14 protein-coding genes are annotated in these 15,289 nt (G+C 72.5%); 9 read left to right on the forward strand and 5 right to left on the reverse strand.

Features of this window, described 5'->3' with window-relative positions; all coding sequences use genetic code 11:
- Positions 1-26 precede the first annotated feature (26 nt).
- The 3 genes from ABGB21_RS06945 (at position 27) to ABGB21_RS06955 (ending at position 3,287) form a co-directional block, all read left to right on the forward strand.
- Positions 27-1,697, forward strand: a complete 1,671-nt coding sequence (locus ABGB21_RS06945) for a PQQ-dependent sugar dehydrogenase (protein WP_347676869.1) — start codon at positions 27-29, stop codon at positions 1,695-1,697.
- A 189-nt stretch (positions 1,698-1,886) separates the two neighbouring features.
- Positions 1,887-2,195, forward strand: coding sequence for an antibiotic biosynthesis monooxygenase (locus ABGB21_RS06950; protein ID WP_347676871.1), 309 nt, complete (start codon positions 1,887-1,889; stop codon positions 2,193-2,195).
- Between the two features lie 138 nt (positions 2,196-2,333).
- The gene (locus ABGB21_RS06955) at positions 2,334-3,287 is read left to right on the forward strand and encodes an alpha/beta hydrolase (protein ID WP_347676873.1); all 954 of its coding nucleotides are present in this window, start codon (positions 2,334-2,336) and stop codon (positions 3,285-3,287) included.
- A gap of 7 nt (positions 3,288-3,294) precedes the next feature.
- Here the strand turns inward: ABGB21_RS06955 and ABGB21_RS06960 are convergent, their stop codons facing one another.
- Positions 3,295-4,269, reverse strand: a complete 975-nt coding sequence (locus tag ABGB21_RS06960) for a helix-turn-helix domain-containing protein (protein WP_347676875.1) — start codon at positions 4,267-4,269, stop codon at positions 3,295-3,297.
- A gap of 118 nt (positions 4,270-4,387) precedes the next feature.
- Between ABGB21_RS06960 and ABGB21_RS06965 the strand changes: the two genes are divergently transcribed.
- Positions 4,388-5,683, forward strand: a complete 1,296-nt coding sequence (locus ABGB21_RS06965; RefSeq protein WP_347676877.1) for an MFS transporter — start codon at positions 4,388-4,390, stop codon at positions 5,681-5,683.
- A 56-nt stretch (positions 5,684-5,739) separates the two neighbouring features.
- On the opposite strand, the gene ABGB21_RS06970 is transcribed toward ABGB21_RS06965, so the two are convergent.
- Positions 5,740-6,384 carry a hypothetical protein gene (locus tag ABGB21_RS06970; RefSeq protein WP_347676879.1) on the reverse strand — a complete coding sequence of 215 codons (645 nt, stop codon included), beginning with the start codon at positions 6,382-6,384 and terminating at the stop codon, positions 5,740-5,742.
- Between the two features lie 351 nt (positions 6,385-6,735).
- Between ABGB21_RS06970 and ABGB21_RS06975 the strand changes: the two genes are divergently transcribed.
- On the forward strand, positions 6,736-7,152 hold the full coding sequence (locus ABGB21_RS06975; protein WP_347676881.1) for a hypothetical protein: 417 nt from the start codon (positions 6,736-6,738) through the stop codon (positions 7,150-7,152).
- Positions 7,142-9,511 carry a chaperonin GroEL gene (groEL, locus tag ABGB21_RS06980; protein WP_347676883.1) on the forward strand — a complete coding sequence of 790 codons (2,370 nt, stop codon included), beginning with the start codon at positions 7,142-7,144 and terminating at the stop codon, positions 9,509-9,511. The genes ABGB21_RS06975 and groEL overlap by 11 nt, the downstream gene beginning before the upstream one ends.
- A 143-nt stretch (positions 9,512-9,654) precedes the next feature.
- On the opposite strand, the gene ABGB21_RS06985 is transcribed toward groEL, so the two are convergent.
- On the reverse strand, positions 9,655-10,191 hold the full coding sequence (locus ABGB21_RS06985) for a roadblock/LC7 domain-containing protein (RefSeq protein WP_347676885.1): 537 nt from the start codon (positions 10,189-10,191) through the stop codon (positions 9,655-9,657).
- A gap of 620 nt (positions 10,192-10,811) precedes the next feature.
- Here ABGB21_RS06985 and ABGB21_RS06990 point away from each other — a divergent pair.
- From ABGB21_RS06990 to ABGB21_RS07000, 3 genes are all read left to right on the forward strand, one after another.
- The gene (locus ABGB21_RS06990; RefSeq protein WP_347676887.1) at positions 10,812-11,138 is read left to right on the forward strand and encodes a MazG-like family protein; all 327 of its coding nucleotides are present in this window, start codon (positions 10,812-10,814) and stop codon (positions 11,136-11,138) included.
- A 442-nt stretch (positions 11,139-11,580) separates the two neighbouring features.
- Entirely contained in the window at positions 11,581-11,799 is a 219-nt protein-coding gene (locus tag ABGB21_RS06995; RefSeq protein WP_331212979.1) for a hypothetical protein, read from the forward strand.
- Between the two features lie 150 nt (positions 11,800-11,949).
- Positions 11,950-13,176, forward strand: a complete 1,227-nt coding sequence (locus ABGB21_RS07000) for a hypothetical protein (RefSeq protein ID WP_347676889.1) — start codon at positions 11,950-11,952, stop codon at positions 13,174-13,176.
- A gap of 94 nt (positions 13,177-13,270) precedes the next feature.
- On the opposite strand, the gene ABGB21_RS07005 is transcribed toward ABGB21_RS07000, so the two are convergent.
- Complete coding sequence (locus tag ABGB21_RS07005; RefSeq protein ID WP_347657697.1) at positions 13,271-13,897, reverse strand: hypothetical protein; 627 nt, start codon at positions 13,895-13,897, stop codon at positions 13,271-13,273.
- 147 nt (positions 13,898-14,044) lie between these two features.
- Positions 14,045-15,277, reverse strand: coding sequence for a serine hydrolase domain-containing protein (locus ABGB21_RS07010; protein WP_347676891.1), 1,233 nt, complete (start codon positions 15,275-15,277; stop codon positions 14,045-14,047).
- Positions 15,278-15,289 lie beyond the last annotated feature (12 nt).

The following is a 15,289-nucleotide window of genomic DNA, read 5'->3' on the forward strand; positions in this document are numbered from 1 at the left end:
CTTCCTGTTAACCGATGGGAGTCAATATGCTGCGACGTCTATCCCTCGGGCGGTTCTGCGCAGCCGGCGCGGTCGCCGTCCTCGGTCCGATCCTGGCCCTCGGCACCCCGGCCGCCGGTCAGCCGGACGCGAATTCCGCCGGCCGGTCGGACTCGAACGCCGGCGGTCAGCCGGGCGCCGTCTCCGCCGGCTGGTCAGGCGTGGAGTTGGCCGGGGGCAGCCAGCCCGGCGCGAGCGCGGTCGCGGCGGCGGCCGTACCGCTCGACCGGCTCACCGTCAGCACCACCCAGGTCGCCTTCGGCCTGCAACGACCCACCGCGATCTTCGCGCCCGACGACGGCAGCGGCCGACTCCTGATCACCGAGAAGCAGGGCCGGATCCGGGTCTACCACCCGGACACCGGACTGGCCGCCGAACCACTACTCGACATCACCGACCGGGTCGACGTCTCCGGCAACGAACGCGGCCTGCTCGGCCTCGTCACCACCCCGGACTTCACCGAGACCCGCACCCTGTACCTCACCTACACCGCCCTGCCCGACGGGGCGGTCACGCTGGCCCGGTTCACCCTGGACAGCGCCGACCAGACCCCGGTCCTGGCCGACCGGGAAGAGGTCGTGCTGAGCCAGCCGCACGCCGAGTTCGGCAACCACAACGGCGGACACGTCAGCTTCGGCCCCGACGGCCACCTGTACTGGAGCATCGGCGACGGCGGCGGCGCGGACGACGTACTCGACTCCGGGCAGAACCTCGGCACCCTGCTGGGCAAGATCCTCCGACTGGACGTGAGCCGGTCCTGCGACGGGCGGCCGTACTGCGTACCGGCGGACAACCCGTTCGTCGACACGGCGGACGCCCGGCCGGAGATCTGGGCGTACGGGCTGCGCAACCCGTGGAAGTTCTCCCACGACCTCGGCGGTGACGGGTCACTGTGGATCGCCGACGTCGGACAGGGGACGTACGAGGAGATCAACCACCTGCCGGCGGGCCAGGGCGGGGCGAACCTCGGCTGGTCGTGCCGCGAGGGGCCGGTGGTCTTCGACCCCGACCGGTGTCAGGCCGGCGCCAGCTACGTCGAGCCGGTCCACACGTACCGCACCTCCACCGACGGCTGCGCGGTGATCGGCGGTTACGTCTACCGGGGGCAGGAGTACGCGGACCTCGCCACCGGCACCTACCTCGCCACCGACTACTGCTCCGGTACGGCGATCGTGGTCCGGCCCCCGGCCGGTCCGGGCGAGGCGTACCAGACCCGGGCGCTGACCGAGCTGACCATCCAGCCGACCAGCCTCGGTCAGGACGCGAACGGCGAGCTGTACCTGGTCAACGACCTGCCCGGCCAGCTGCACCGGATCTCGTTCGGCAGCACCGCCCCGCCGGTCGCCTGCACCGTCGGCTACCGGGTCGACCAGCAGTGGGGGACCGGCTTCACCGCCACCATCACGATCACCAACACCGGCACCGAGCCGATCAGCGGCTGGACGGTGAACTGGACCTACCTGACCGGTGGGCAGCGCGCCGGCACGTTCTGGAACGCCAGCGGCAGCCAGCAGGGTGCCGTGGTCACCGCCCGCAACGCCAGCTGGAACCCGGACATCCCGCCCGGAGGCAGCGTCCAGTTCGGCCTCCTCGGCACCCACAGCGGCGCGAACCCCGCACCCGCCGGATTCCTGCTGAACAACCTCCCCTGCGGCTGAGAGGTCGGCACGGGCTCCGGTCACCGGGCGGCCGGGGCCCTTGCCGATCACCGATCCTCTCCAGGATGGGAGGATCAGGCAAGAGCTGAGGAGCTTCATTCTAACGTTTCAGCTGGTCACGCTGTTGAGATGGGGACATCAGAAGAACGGCGCCGTTGCGGCGCCTCCCCGAATTGACAGGAGCTTCCTGTGACCGTCACGCACGGATTCCACGCCACCATGACCGCGCGGCCCGGACAGGGCGACGCGCTGGTCGAACTGCTGCTCGACGCGCCGGTGATGTCCCACCAGGACTGTGTCGTCTTCCTGGTCGGACGCTCCGCCAGCGACCGTGACGTCGTCCACGTCACCGAGGGCTGGACCAGCGAGGAGGCGCACGGCAGGTTCTTCGCGAGCGAGGTGGCGAAGGCGTACGTCGCGCGGCTGGCGCCGCTGGTCGCCGGCGAGAGTCGGTACGTCGACGAGGTGCCGGTCGGCGGCAAGGCCGCTCTCGACTGATCCCGGTACGACCGCCGGCCCGCCGGTCGTTCTGGCCGGTCCGCCGTCGCGCCCGCCAACACCGCGCCGGTCGGGCGGCGGCCGGCCGCCTTCCTCCCGCACCATCCCCTCGCCACCCTGAGCACAGAGGAATCCGTCATGCCCCTGACCCGTCCCGACCTCGACCCCGAACTGCGCACGCTGCTCGCCGAGATGCCACTGATGCCCCCGCTCGACGACGAGGTCCTCGCCCACCTGCGTCAACTCCCGTCGACCCCGGTCGACACCCTGCTCGCCGGTCGTACCGTCGACCGGCGGGAGGTCACCGTGCCCGGCCCGGACGGCAACCCGATCCCACTGTCGATCATGAGCCCGGCCGGCGCCGGAGGCGCCACGGCGGCACCCTGCGTCTACTGGATCCACGGCGGCGGCATGGTGATGGGGGACCGCTACTCGCAGATCGACATCCCGCTGGAGTGGCTCGACCTGTTCGGCGCCGTCGTGGTCTCGGTCGACTACCGGTTGGCGCCGGAGGCGACCGGGACGGCCCTGGTCGACGACTGCTACCACGGTCTGCGCTGGGTTGCCGAGCACGCCGACGAACTCGGCATCGACCCCGCCCGGATCGTCGTGGCCGGGGCGAGTGCCGGCGGCGGCCTGGCCGCCGGCGTCACCCTGCTGGCCCGCGACCACGGCACCGTGCCGGTCGCCGCCCAGGTGCTGATCTGCCCGATGCTCGACCATCGCAACGTCACCACCTCCAGCCGGCAGTACTCCGGCGGCCCCGGCGTCTGGACCCGCGAGATGAACGAGTACGGCTGGCGGTCCGTACTCGGCGACCTCGCCGACGGGGACGTGCCCGACTACGTCTCACCCGCGCTCGCCGACGACCTCTCGGGACTGCCGACCAGCTACCTCGACACCGGCTCCGCCGAGGTCTTCCGGGACGAGGACGTCGAGTACGCGACCCGGATCTGGGCGGCGGGCGGCCAGGCGGAACTGCACGTCTGGGCCGGCGGCTTCCACGGCTTCGACGCGTTGTACCCGCAGGCACGGGTCTCGGCGACGGCGCGGCGTACCCGCACCGACTGGCTGGCCCGGGTGCTGGACTGAGCGACGGTCAGGCCGGTACGCCCCGGAAGGTGCGCCGGTAGGCGGTCGGCGCCACCCCGATCCGCTGGTGCAACTGCTGGCGGAGTGCGGCGGCGGTGCCGAAGCCGGACCGCCGGGCCACCTGGTCGACGCCGAGGTCGGTCGTCTCCAGCAGTAGCCGGGCATGGTCGGTGCGCTGGCGGAGCAGCCACCGCGCCGGACTGAGCCCGGTCTCCTCCCGGAACCGGCGGGTGAAGGTACGGACGCTCATGCTGGCGTGGGCGGCCATCTGGGCCAGGGTCGGCGGCTCGTGCAGCCGCTGTTGGATCCACTCCCGGGTCCGGGCCGTACCGGCGTCGCCACCGGGCGGCAGCGGCCGGTCGATGTACTGCGCCTGGCCGCCCTCCCGCCACGGCGGCACCACGCAGCTGCGGGCCGCCCGGTTGGCCACCTCGCTGCCGTGGTCGGCCCGGATCACGTGCAGGCAGAGGTCGAGGCCGGCGGCCACCCCGGCCGAGCTGAGCACGTCGCCGTCGTCGACGAAGAGGACGTCCGGGTCGAGCCGCACCCGGGGGTGGAAGCGACGGAACCGGTCGGCGTACGCCCAGTGGGTGGTCGCCGGCCGACCGTCGAGCAGGCCGGCCGCGGCCAGCAGGAACGAGCCGGTGCAGATGGACATGATCCGGCTGCCCCGGTCGTGGGCCCGGCGCAGCGCGTCGCGGATCTCGGGTTCGACGACCCCCTCGGTGAGCGCGGGCCCGGCGTGGACTCCGGGTACGACGACCAGGTCGGCCCGGTCGAGCAGGTCCAGCCCGTGCTCGGGCAGCACCTGGAAACCGGCGGTGCTGCGGACCGGCCGTCCGCCGGGGGTGCAGACGTCGACGGTGTAGAGCGGCCGACCGTCGGTGTCCCGGGCGGTGCCGAGCACCTGGGCCGGGGTGCCGAGGTCGAGCGCGACGACCGAGTCGACCGCGAGGACGGCGACGGTGGTGGTGCGGATCATGCTGCTCCTGTCCTCGGCGACGCCGGTTGTTGCCTCGAACAGGCAAGTGGCCAGATTATGACGGAGCATGGCTCGCCGGCCACTCGTCGGGCCGCCCACCCCGTCGCAGACTGCTCGGGTGACCCGTATCCGCCGTCTGCACCCGGCCTGGTCGGTCGCCGCCGTCGCGTTCGTCGCGCTGGTCGGCGCCGCCGGGTTCCGCGCCACCCCGTCCGTCCTGCTGCACCCGCTGCACGCGGAGTTCGGCTGGCCGTTGGCCACCATCTCCGTCGCCGTCTCGGTCAACCTGCTGCTCTTCGGGCTCACCGCGCCGTTCGCCGCCGCCCTGATGGACCGGTTCGGCATCCGACGCGTGGTGGCGGTCGCGCTGACCCTGGTCGCCGCCGGCAGCGGCCTGACCGTCTTCATGCGGACCAGCGCCGAGTTGATCCTCTGCTGGGGCGTACTGGTCGGGTTGGGCACCGGCTCGATGGCGCTCGCCTTCGTGGCGACGGTGACCGGGCGGTGGTTCGTCCGGCGTCGGGGACTCGTCACCGGGGTACTCACCGCCGGCGGGGCCGCCGGACAGCTCGTGTTCCTGCCACTGCTGGCCACCCTCGTCGAGGCGTACGGCTGGCGGAGCGCGGCGTTGGTCGTCGCCGGGGCGGCGCTGGCCGTCGTACCCCTGGTCGGCTGGCTGCTGCGCGACCACCCGGCGGACCTCGGGCTGCCGCCCTACGGGGCGACCGAGGTCGCGCCGGCGCCGGCCCCGCAGGGCGGGGCGGCGGCCCGGGCGCTGCGGACGCTGCGCGACGCCGCCCGGACCCGCGCGTTCTGGCTGCTCGCCGGCGGTTTCGCGATCTGCGGTGCGTCGACCAACGGACTGGTCGGCACCCACTTCATCCCGGCCGCGCACGACCACGGGATGGCCGAGACCACCGCCGCCGGCCTGCTCGCGCTGGTCGGTCTCTTCGACATCGTCGGCACGATCGCCTCCGGTTGGCTGACCGACCGGGTGGACAGCCGGCTGCTGCTCGGCGCCTACTACGCGCTGCGCGGCGGGTCCCTGTTGGTGCTGCCGGGGCTCTTCGCCGACGCGGCCGGGCCGAGCCTGCTGGTCTTCGTCGTCTTCTACGGGCTGGACTGGGTGGCCACCGTGCCGCCGACCGTGGCGCTCTGCCGGGAGTACTTCGGACCGGCCGGTGCGGTCGTCTTCGGCTGGGTCTTCGCGGCCCACCAGATCGGGGCGGCGGTCGCCGCCACCGGCGCCGGGCTGGTCCGGGACCGGCTCGGCGAGTACACGATCGCCTGGTACGCCGCCGGTCTGCTCTGCCTCGGCGCGGCCCTCTTCTCGGTGCTGCTCCGTCGGGGTGCGGTCCGGACCCCGCCGCTCTCCGTGGAGCGTCCGGCCGCGGTCGGCCGGGTACATCCCTGAGCCGCGTACCGGGGTCGTACATCCCTGAGCGGCGCACCGGCCGGCGAGGGCCCGGCTCAGCCGGTGGTGAACGCCGCGAAGTGGCGGGCGACCTCGTCGGTGACGGATTCGACGTCCCGCGTGCCGTCCACCTCGATCACCCGGATACCCAGGGCGCGGGCCCGCTCCGCGGCGTCGGTGGCCAGGACGCGGTCGCGTTCCAGACGGCGCTGGCGGACCCGTGCGGGGTCGGGGAGGTCCATCCCGAACCGGGCAGCCCGGGGCAGCGTCTCGGCCTGCCGTCGGCGCCACTCGTCCGTCGGTACCAGTACGACCATGCGGCGCAGGTCGTCGGCCACGGTGGCGACCAGGTCGGGCCGCAGGTTCCACCCGTCGGCCAGGACCGGGCGCCGGGAGACCAGGGCGCGCAGGTCGTCCAGCACCCAGGAAAACTGCTCGGTGAAGTTCTCGAGCGCCCGTTCGACCATTTCCTGGCAGGTGAGTTCGGTCCAGTACGCCGCCCAGTCGGGTGCCGCTTCCCGACGACGGACCCTGGCGGCGACACGGCGATCCTCGTGGCCCCGTGCGTCGTGATAGTCGCAGTGGTAGTGCACGAGGTCGTATCGGCTGGTGAGCATGCTTCCGACCGTGGTCTTGCCGGCCCACTGGCCGCCGCCGATCCAGAGCGCGTTGCGAATCGTTCCGTCATGCGTCCATTGCATGTACAGATCCTGCGATCAAACGGTGAGAATTTGAAGTCTTGTATCCACCGGCCGGTTTTGGTCTATTGAGGATAGGAGCCTTTCGGCGCGGGGCGACGGGCGAGGCGGTGATTCCCGGCACCGTCGCCGCTGGTCGGCTCGGCCGCGCCGGCCGCGAGGCTCGTCGACCGGTCGGCCGCCCCGGGTCCGCCGGCGCGTGGGCCGGGTAGCCCGGCGTTCCTTCTCGGTGCGCATCGCCGAGCCCCCGTAGGTACCTCGGGTGGTGAGGGGAGCGGCCGGCTGTCCGCAGACTGACGTCACAGTGACGCAAACCCGACAGTTGATTACTCATAGTTACTGCACGATTACTCCATGAACAGAAGTGCGATCACCCTGAGGGTTTCCGGGCCGGTGCCGGGCAGCGAGTCCGCCGACGCGGCGGCGGTGGCCGCGCTGATCAGGGAGTTGCACGCCAGGACGATCCTGCACGTCGCCCACCCCACAGCCGAGCAACCGACCGATGTCGCGGATCCGACCGGCCGGAAGGGGACCACCCTCGGAACCCTCGCCGAACTGGTCGTCACCGGCCTCTTCTCGGCCACCACGGTGGCCGCGCTGGCCCAGGTCATCATCGCCTTCGTCCAGCGCGGCGCGGCCCGCCAGATCACCCTGCGGGACGGCCGCCGCACCCTGACCATCAGCGACCCGGACGAGGAGACCGAGCGGATGGTCGCCGACTGGCTGGGCGTACCGCCGACACGGAACGGCGTCGGGTCCGGTGCCGACTAGCCCGCCCGTCGGCCGCTACGCGCTGCTCGTCGCCGTCGGCGAGTACGACGACCCGTCGCTGGACCAGCTGCGGGCCCCGGAGCAGGACGTCGAGCGGCTGGCGGCGGTGCTGGAAGACCCGGCGGTGGGCAACTTCACCGTCCGTACCCTGGCCGACCCCGCCGACCACGAGGTGCGGCGGGAGATCGAGGACCTGCTCGCCGAACGGGTCAACGACGACCTGGTGCTGCTCTACTTCTCCTGCCACGGCATCGTCGACCCGTTCCACCGGCTCTACTTCGCCGCCGCGAACACCGTCCGGACCCGGCCGGCCAGCACCGCCATCTCCCGGTCCTTCGTCAACGAGCAACTGGAGGCGTGCCGGGCCGCCGCCAAGGTGCTCGTCCTGGACTGCTGCTTCGCCGGCGCCTTCGCCGAGGGTTTCAAGGGCAACCCGCAGGGCGCCCTGGACGGCCAGATCGGCCGGGGGTACGTGGTGATCAGCGCCTGCGACAGCTACGAGTACGCCTTCGAGTCCGACGGCCTGGTCGAGTCGGCCCCCCGGGGGTCGATCTTCACCGACGTACTGCTGGAGGGGCTGGCCACCGGCGGCGCCGACCTGGACGGCGACGGCCGGATCGGGATCGACGAACTGTTCCGATACGTGCACGACGGCGTGGTCCGCCGCCGCCCCGACCAGAAGCCGAAGTGGAGCGCCTACAACGCCGAACCGCACATCTATCTCGCCACCGTGCCGACGACCGTCGCCACGGCCACCGGCGCCTCCGGCGCCGCCGGGGCCCGGGGGGGAGTGGCGAAGGCGGGCGCCGGGGCGGCACCCCGGCCCACCACGTACAACCGGCACCAGGCGATCGTCGCCCGCGGCTTCCGGGCCGGCGCCGACCTGGTCCGGCGGACCTTCGGCCCGCTCGGCCGGCGGGTCCTGGTCGAGGACGCCTCCGGGGCCTACCACGAACTCGGTGACGCGGCCGGCGTGGTCCGGCTCTTCACCGCGTACGACACCCGGGACGCGATCGGCACCAGCTATGTCCGGGAACTGGTGGAGGGAGTACGACACCGGGTCGGCGACGGCGCCACCACCACCGTGGTGCTGGCCCAGGCGATGATGGACGGCGCCTCGACGGCGCTGCGGGCCGGGGCCAACCCGGTCGCGCTCTGCCGGGGGATCGAGTCGGCCACCCACGCCGTCCTCGCCGAGCTGGCCGACCTCGCGGTGCCGGTCGAGACGAAGAAACAGCTCAGAATGGTCTCGACCATCGCCGCCAACGACGAGACCGTCGGCGACCTGCTCGCCTCGGCGATGGAACGGGTCGGCAAGGACGGGGTGGTGATCGTCGAGGAGAGCAACCTCTTCGGCCTCGAACTCGAACTCACCGAGGGGATGCGGCTGCCGGCCGGACACGTGTCGCCGTACTTCGTCACCGATCCGGAGGGCGCCGAGGCGGTGCTCGCCGACCCGGCGATCCTGGTCGTCGACCAGCGGCTGGCGAACGGCGCGGACCTGCGGCCGTTCCTCGAGGCCGCCGGCGCGCAGGGGCGCCCGTTGGCGGTCTTCGCCCACGACGTACGCGACGGCGCGCTGAGCGCGCTGATCGTCGGCAAGTTGCGGCACGCCCTCGCCTCGGTCGCGGTCCGACTCGGCGGCCCGGAGCAGGAACGACGGAGCCTGATGGCGGATCTGGCCCTGCTGACCGGGGCGACCGTGGTCAGGGAGGCGGACGGTGGGCTCGGCGCGGCCGGACCGACCGTGTTGGGCGGCGCCCGCAAGGTGATCACGACCCGTCGGGACACCACCGTGGTCGAGGGCGCGGGCGACCTGGAGCTGATCCGACGCCGGGTACGGCAGCTCCGGGCCGACCTGGAGCGGCGGGAGGCCGGACCGGACCGGGCCGCTCAGCAGGCCCGACTGGCCCGGCTCGCCGGCGGGGTGGCGGTGATCAGGGTCGGCGAGTCGGTCGAGGGGCAGCTCAAGACCCGCAAACGCCAGATCGACGACGCGGTACGCAATACGAAGGCGGCGGTCGAGTGGGGCGTCGTGCCGGGCGGTGGGGCGGCCCTGTTGACCGTGGCCGGCCGGATCAGTACCCGGGTGCCGCGGGGCGACGACGAGGCGCTCGGCTACGCGGTGGTGATCGACGCGCTGGTGGCCCCGTACGAGGAGTTGATGCGCAACGCCGGGCGGGACCCGTTGGCCGGGCCGGCCGACCTGCGTCGCCGTGGCCCGGGAGTCACCTTCGACGTGGTCTCCGGGACGTACGTGACCGCGTTGGACGCCGGCATCGTGGACGCTGCCGCGACCCTGCGGCAGGCGGTCACCGCCGCCGCCGGGGTGGTCACCCGCTATCTGATGATCGGTTGACCCGCGTTTCAGCTGCCCGGACCGGGTCGTCGTCGCCGGCTGTCCGGCTCCGGTCTTCGCCCGCCCGGTGGCCGGCGGTGGGGGTGAGCGGGCGGGTGGCCGGTGCCGGGGAGTCCCGGCACCGGCCACACCGGCCCGTGCTGCTACGCGGTGCCGCCGACGTGCAGCAGGTCAGCGATCCGCTCGGCGACGGGTGCCGCCTCCAGGTGCAGCCAGGAGACGTTCAGCCGGTCGTCACCGAGCACCGCGAGCAGGACCTCGTCGCTGACGCCGTACACGGTGAAGTAGCCCTGGTCGCTGTGTACGGTCAGCTCCCGGATCCGCCCCTGGCGCAGGGTCAGCCCGCACTGCCGGCCGAGTCCGAAGGTGGTCGCCGCGAGCGCGGCGAGATCCAACGGCTCGGGGCCGGTGTGGAGGTCGTGGCCGATCAGCCGTCCGTCCACACCGGCCAGGACGGCACCGCGTACCCCGGGCACCCGCTCGCGCAGGGCGCCGAGTTCGACGTGGACGGCGGACTGGCCGGGCATCGGACCGCCGCTGTGGACCAACGGAACCGGTGGTGCGGCGAGCGCCTCCGCCGGAAGGTTCTCCTCGCCGCCGCTGTCCAGCCCGGCGCCTGGGCTGCGCCGGGGCAGCGGGTTGGCGAACACGCCCGGTCCGGGCTCTCGGAACTGGGTCATGGCCGGCGTCATCCCTCGACCCGGTGCTGCTGGTCGGCGGCGGATACGGGCTCGACGCGTCGGACCGTCGGAGCCCAGCGGCGGCAGGATGTGCCCACGTGGGAGCTCAGCGGCCGGGTCGGGTGGTGGTTCGCCACTGACGGCGCCTCCATTCTCGGTGTGAACGTCACTGCCCGTAGCGCCGCCATCGAGCAGCTGGCGATGTTGGGCGACGGCCGGTCTGTCCTGCGAGTACTCCTGCGGCGTGGGTGTCACGCCGGCTGCAGGACGCCGCTCGCAAGACAGAGTACTTGTCTGTGCAGCTAACTTACTGTTGTCCTGCCCCCGAGGGAACAGGGCGATACGACCAAAGTTGCACCGCATCTGTCGGGCTTCCGTCCGGCGCATCACTGCGCACAGTAATCGGAACTCAGCGTAGTCAATGACCGGTTGCGGGGCCCTCCGCGCGGCCCGCGGTGGATGTCGGCGGACCGCCGGAATCGGTGGTGCCGGGTGGACGGCCGCGGCGTCGACCGGGCCGGAACCTCAGACATGGGCATCCATGAACGCGACTTTCCGTGTGGTGAGTCGCCGTGTCGTGGTGTACCGCCGGTGACCGGGTACGCCGGTACCGTGAGCCGGTGAGCGAAACCACCTGGACGGCGGTCCGGGCCGCCCGAGCCTGGCTGGACCAGGCGAACGGGACCGACCGAACCGAGCTGACCTGCCGGATACTCAAGGTCACCGAGGAGGCCGGCGAGGTCGCCCGCGCCTGGGTCGGCCTGCTCGGACAGAACCCGCGCAAGGGCGTCACGCACGACCTGGCCGACGTGGCGGACGAGTTGGCCGACGTCGCGCTGGCCGCCCTGGTCACGATCGAGAGCCTCGGGCTCGACGCGCGCGAGGTGCTGGCCGACCGGGCCGGACGGGTCCAGGCCCGGTTCCCGTTGTCCGACCGGTCGGGCTGAGCGTGCGGATGTCGGACGGATTGTCCGGCATCACCGGCTGAGCCGCCGGCATGCTCTGGGGGTCGGTACGCCACAGCGATCCGAGACCGGTGGGACCCCCGCCCACCGGTGCGGCGGCGGACCGGTCGATGGCCGACCTGTCGCGACAACGCGCTGGTCGGCCGGCGTACAGGCCCCGGGGCGGGTGCCCGCACCCGCGACCGTCACCTTCCCCCGTAGCTGACGGTCGTCCAGCCCGCCCCGGGTGCCTGTCGCCGCCGCCGAACCTCCGATCCACCGTCCGGTATGGAGGGATCGGAGAGGGTTCGGTGGGGTCGCCGTCGGGGTCGGGCGGGCGGTCTGTCGGAGTTGTCGGACCGGATCGACCTGGGGCATCGGCCGGAGGGCCGGATTTCGCGGATGAGGATATCCAGCAGGTCAGTCCGTGCTATACGGTTGCTGAGTGAGAGTCGAGCGGCACTGGTGGAACGGTGATCGTGGTTCGCGTTCCCGGCGCGACGTGTACATCCGTACGGACGGGGAGCGGTGGGAGGTCGAGGCGCAGGTCGGCGGCGCCCAGGGGCGGTCCAAGGTGCAGCAGTGCCCTGGTGAGGCCTCCGCGCGGATCCTTGCCGACGCCTGGCTCGGCGGGCGCCCCGAGTGGCGCGAGATGGCGATCTGACGACGCCTTCGTGCCGTCCCCTTCACCCCGCCGCCGTTAGCGGAAGTTCCCGCCCGAGGCCAAGGCACTTTCCGTAATCTGCCAAAGCCGGTTGCTGCCCGTTACCCCTTCCGATGCGTCCAGTTACGATCCAGCCACTTATGGTGGTCGATGTCGTGGCGAGTCGGCGGGGTGAGGTTCGTGGCGCAGGACCGGGACGTACGGTCGACCGGCGGACAACAGCGGATCGGGGACCTCGACCGCAGCCTGCTGCTCCAGTGTCGGACCAGCCAGGTCACCCAGGCTGCCGAGGTGGCCGACCGACCGGGCAGCGGCCTGGTCGTCACCGTCGACCGCGGCAACCAGCGCGGCTGCCTCGCCCGGGCGCGCCATCTGCTCGAGGTGGACCACTACCGACAGCCGGTGCTGCTCGACGCCGCCCGGTACGTCGGCCCTGACCGGCTGACCGCCTCGGCGTCCTTCGACGACCGGTGGATCGGCGCCCAACGCGACCTCGGCCTGCCGGTGCTCACCGACTCCGGCTACCTCGCCCCGGCCGACACCGCCGGCTGCCTCGGCATCCTGGAACGCGCCGCCCGTCTCGGCGACGCCATCGCCCTGCTGCCGATGCATCCGGCCTGGCTCGCCGACCCGACCGCCCGACAACACCTCGTCCGGTACGTCGAGGTGGTCGGCGTACCGGTCGCGATCGTGGTCGAACGCGCGGTCGCCCCGGTCGACCCGGTCGAGGTGGTACGCGGACTGCTGGAGCTGCTCCGTTGCGCCGTACCCGTGCTGTTGCTCCGCGCGGACCTGGCCGCGCTCGGTGCCCTCGGCTCCGGGGCGGTCGCCGCGGCGGTCGGTCTCGACCCCACACTGCGCGGCCTCGATCCCGGGCCGCGCGGCTCCGACCCACGCGGCGCCGAGTGGCGCAGGCAGTCGGCCGGCACGCCGTCCGTGCTGATCCGGCAGTGCCTCTCGTACCAGTCGACGGTGGAGGTCGAGGCGGCCATCCGCCGGTACCCGGACAACGGCATGTGGCACTGCGGCTGCCCGACCTGCGGCGGACGGGACCTGACCTGGCTGGTCCGCCGCCCCGACGCGGGCCGCGCCGGACTGGTCCTGGGGCACTCGGTCGACGTGCTGCTCGGCCTGCGGGCCGAGATGACCGGTCCCTGCGTGCAGCTCAACCAGTGGAGCTGGCGGGCCCGCTGCGCCACCGCCACCTCCCGACTGCGGGAGGTGGGTTGGGAGCGACTGCCGATGCTGACCCACTGGCAGGGGGCGATCACCCTGCCGGCGATCTCCCGGCTGAGCATCCCGGTCCCGCGCCGCTCGACCAGCCCGACCACCAGTGGCCGGTTCTCCCGGGCTGACCCGCCCCGCGCCGGCCGTTGACCCGCCCCGGCCGTTGACCCGCGCCGGCCGTTGACCCGCCCCGCGCCAACCGGCAGCCGCTTCGGGTCGGCGGCTCCGGGGCGGTGCGGGCCGGTCAGGCCAGAGCCATCCGGGCCCACCGACTCGGCGTGAGGGTGAGTACCCGGAACGGACAGTTTCGGTCGGTGAGCAGGGTGTACGCCTCGATGGCCCGCTCGGCGGCGTCCTGCGCCTGCTCGGCCGGGGTCATGCCCCGCCCCCGGTTACGGAACAGCGCGCCGTAGAACGCCGAGCAGAAGACCCCGCTCTCGTGCCAGCCGATCTGTGCCGAGGTGCCGATGTAGGTCACCTCGCCCTGCAGGCAGTCCCGCACCGCCTTCTGCCAGGCGCCGGTGCCGGTCTTGCAGCCGTCCGCGAGGATCGCGTGCGCCGAGATGCCCCGGCCCCGGCTCGCCGCCTCCTCGCCCAACGCCTCCAGCGAGATCTTCGTCCGTCCGTCGCTGCTGGCGAAGGTGGGCGTACTGCTGTGGTCGCCGTGCGCCATCACGTGCAGGACGTCGCAGGAGGCGGTGAACGCGGTCAACACGGTGTCCGGGTCCCGGGACCGGACGAAGTCGATGTCGACGACCGGTCGCGGATGCTCGGCGTTGATGTTCTGCAATGTCGACTGGACGAACGTCATCGCGGCGTCGAACGACGAGTCGAGCCCGATGTCCAGCAGACTTACCCGTTTCGCCCTCATCGCAGCGTCCTCCCCCGATGGTGCGACCACCGCGCACGGTACTCCCGCCGCGCCAGCCTCCGCCCGGGGCCGGGGGAGCCGCGCCCGGCCGTGCCGGCCGCCGTCCCGGCCGGCCGGTCGGTCCGGGGCGGGGGCCGGCGGGACGGTTCAGTCGACCAGTGCCGCGTAGACCAGCTGGCGCAGCTCGGCGCGGAGCGGGTAGGTGCTGGAGGGGACGAGTTGGGTGAAGAGCAGGCCGGTGATCTCCTCGACCGGGTCGACCCAGAACGCCGTACTCGCCACGCCGCCCCAGTAGTACTCGCCGACGCTGCTCGGTACCCGGCTCGGCACCGGGTCCTGCACCACCGCGAAACCGAGCCCGAACCCGATCCCCTCGAAGGTGGTCTCGGCGAAGCCGCCGGTGGAGAGCCGCCCCAGATCCTGGCCACCGGGCAGGTGGTTGCGGGTCATGAACCGGACGGTACGCGGACCGAGCAGGCGTACCCCGTCGAGTTCCCCACCCCGGAGCAGGAACTGGGTGAAGCGGTGGTAGTCGCCCGCCGTGGAGAGCAGACCACCGCCACCGGAGAGCAGGTCCGGTTTCTGCAGCGCGTACTGGCCGATCTGGTCGTACCGGACCGCCTGGCCGGTCATCGGATGCGGGGCGTAACAGGCGGCCAGCCGGTCGACGTCGTCACCCTCGGCCCACCAGCGGGTGCCGGTCATGCCGAGTGGGCCGAAGATCCGTTCGGCGAAGAAGGCGTCCAGCGACTGGCCGGAGACCACCTCGACCAGCCGGCCGAGCACGTCGGTGGCGACCGAGTAGCCCCAGGCGCTACCGGGCTGGAAGAGCAGCGGCAGCCGGGCCAGCCCCGCACAGGCGGTGCCGAGGTCGACGCCGGACGGCGGATACAGGTCGTAGCCGGCGGCCCGGTAGAGGCCGTCGACCACCGAGGTCTGCAGGAAGCCGTACGTCAGCCCGGCGGTGTGGGTGAGCAGGTGCCAGACCCGGATCGGCTCGACCGCCGGCACCGTGTACGGCTTCAGCGCCGACCCCTTGTCGTAGACCCGTACGTCGGCGAACTCCGGGAGCCAGCGGCTGATCTCGTCGGTGAGCTGGAACCGGCCCTCCTCCCAGAGCATCATCGCGGCGACCGAGGTGATCGGCTTGGTCATCGAGTAGATCCGCCACAGCGTGTCCGGGTCGACCGGCCGGCTCGCCTCGACGTCCCGCAGCCCGTACGTCGAGGCGTGCGCCACCTCGCCGCGCCGGGTCACCACCAGCTGCCAACCGGCCAGCTGACCCGCGTCGACGTACCGGGCGAAGTGGCGGTCGACGCGGGCCAGTCTCGCCGGGTCGAAACCCACCTGATCAGGGTCCACGGTGCGCTGCAGGCTCATCTGTGGAAACTT

The sequence above is a fragment of the Plantactinospora sp. B24E8 genome (assembly GCF_039871735.1).
Taxonomy (GTDB): domain Bacteria; phylum Actinomycetota; class Actinomycetes; order Mycobacteriales; family Micromonosporaceae; genus Plantactinospora.

Bases quoted from the DNA above. Each gene is read 5' to 3' on its own strand.
- ABGB21_RS06945 (WP_347676869.1), top strand. From the start codon at position 27: ATGCTGCGACGTCTATCCCTCGGGCGGTTCTGCGCAGCCGGCGCGGTC.
- ABGB21_RS06955 (WP_347676873.1), top strand. From the start codon at position 2,334: ATGCCCCTGACCCGTCCCGACCTCGACCCCGAACTGCGCACGCTGCTC.
- ABGB21_RS07005 (WP_347657697.1), bottom strand. From the start codon at position 13,897: ATGAGGGCGAAACGGGTAAGTCTGCTGGACATCGGGCTCGACTCGTCG.
- ABGB21_RS07010 (WP_347676891.1), bottom strand. From the start codon at position 15,277: ATGAGCCTGCAGCGCACCGTGGACCCTGATCAGGTGGGTTTCGACCCG.
- ABGB21_RS06975 (WP_347676881.1), top strand. From the start codon at position 6,736: ATGAACAGAAGTGCGATCACCCTGAGGGTTTCCGGGCCGGTGCCGGGC.
- ABGB21_RS06960 (WP_347676875.1), bottom strand. From the start codon at position 4,269: ATGATCCGCACCACCACCGTCGCCGTCCTCGCGGTCGACTCGGTCGTC.
- ABGB21_RS06985 (WP_347676885.1), bottom strand. From the start codon at position 10,191: ATGACCCAGTTCCGAGAGCCCGGACCGGGCGTGTTCGCCAACCCGCTG.
- ABGB21_RS07000 (WP_347676889.1), top strand. From the start codon at position 11,950: ATGTCGTGGCGAGTCGGCGGGGTGAGGTTCGTGGCGCAGGACCGGGAC.
- ABGB21_RS06970 (WP_347676879.1), bottom strand. From the start codon at position 6,384: ATGCAATGGACGCATGACGGAACGATTCGCAACGCGCTCTGGATCGGC.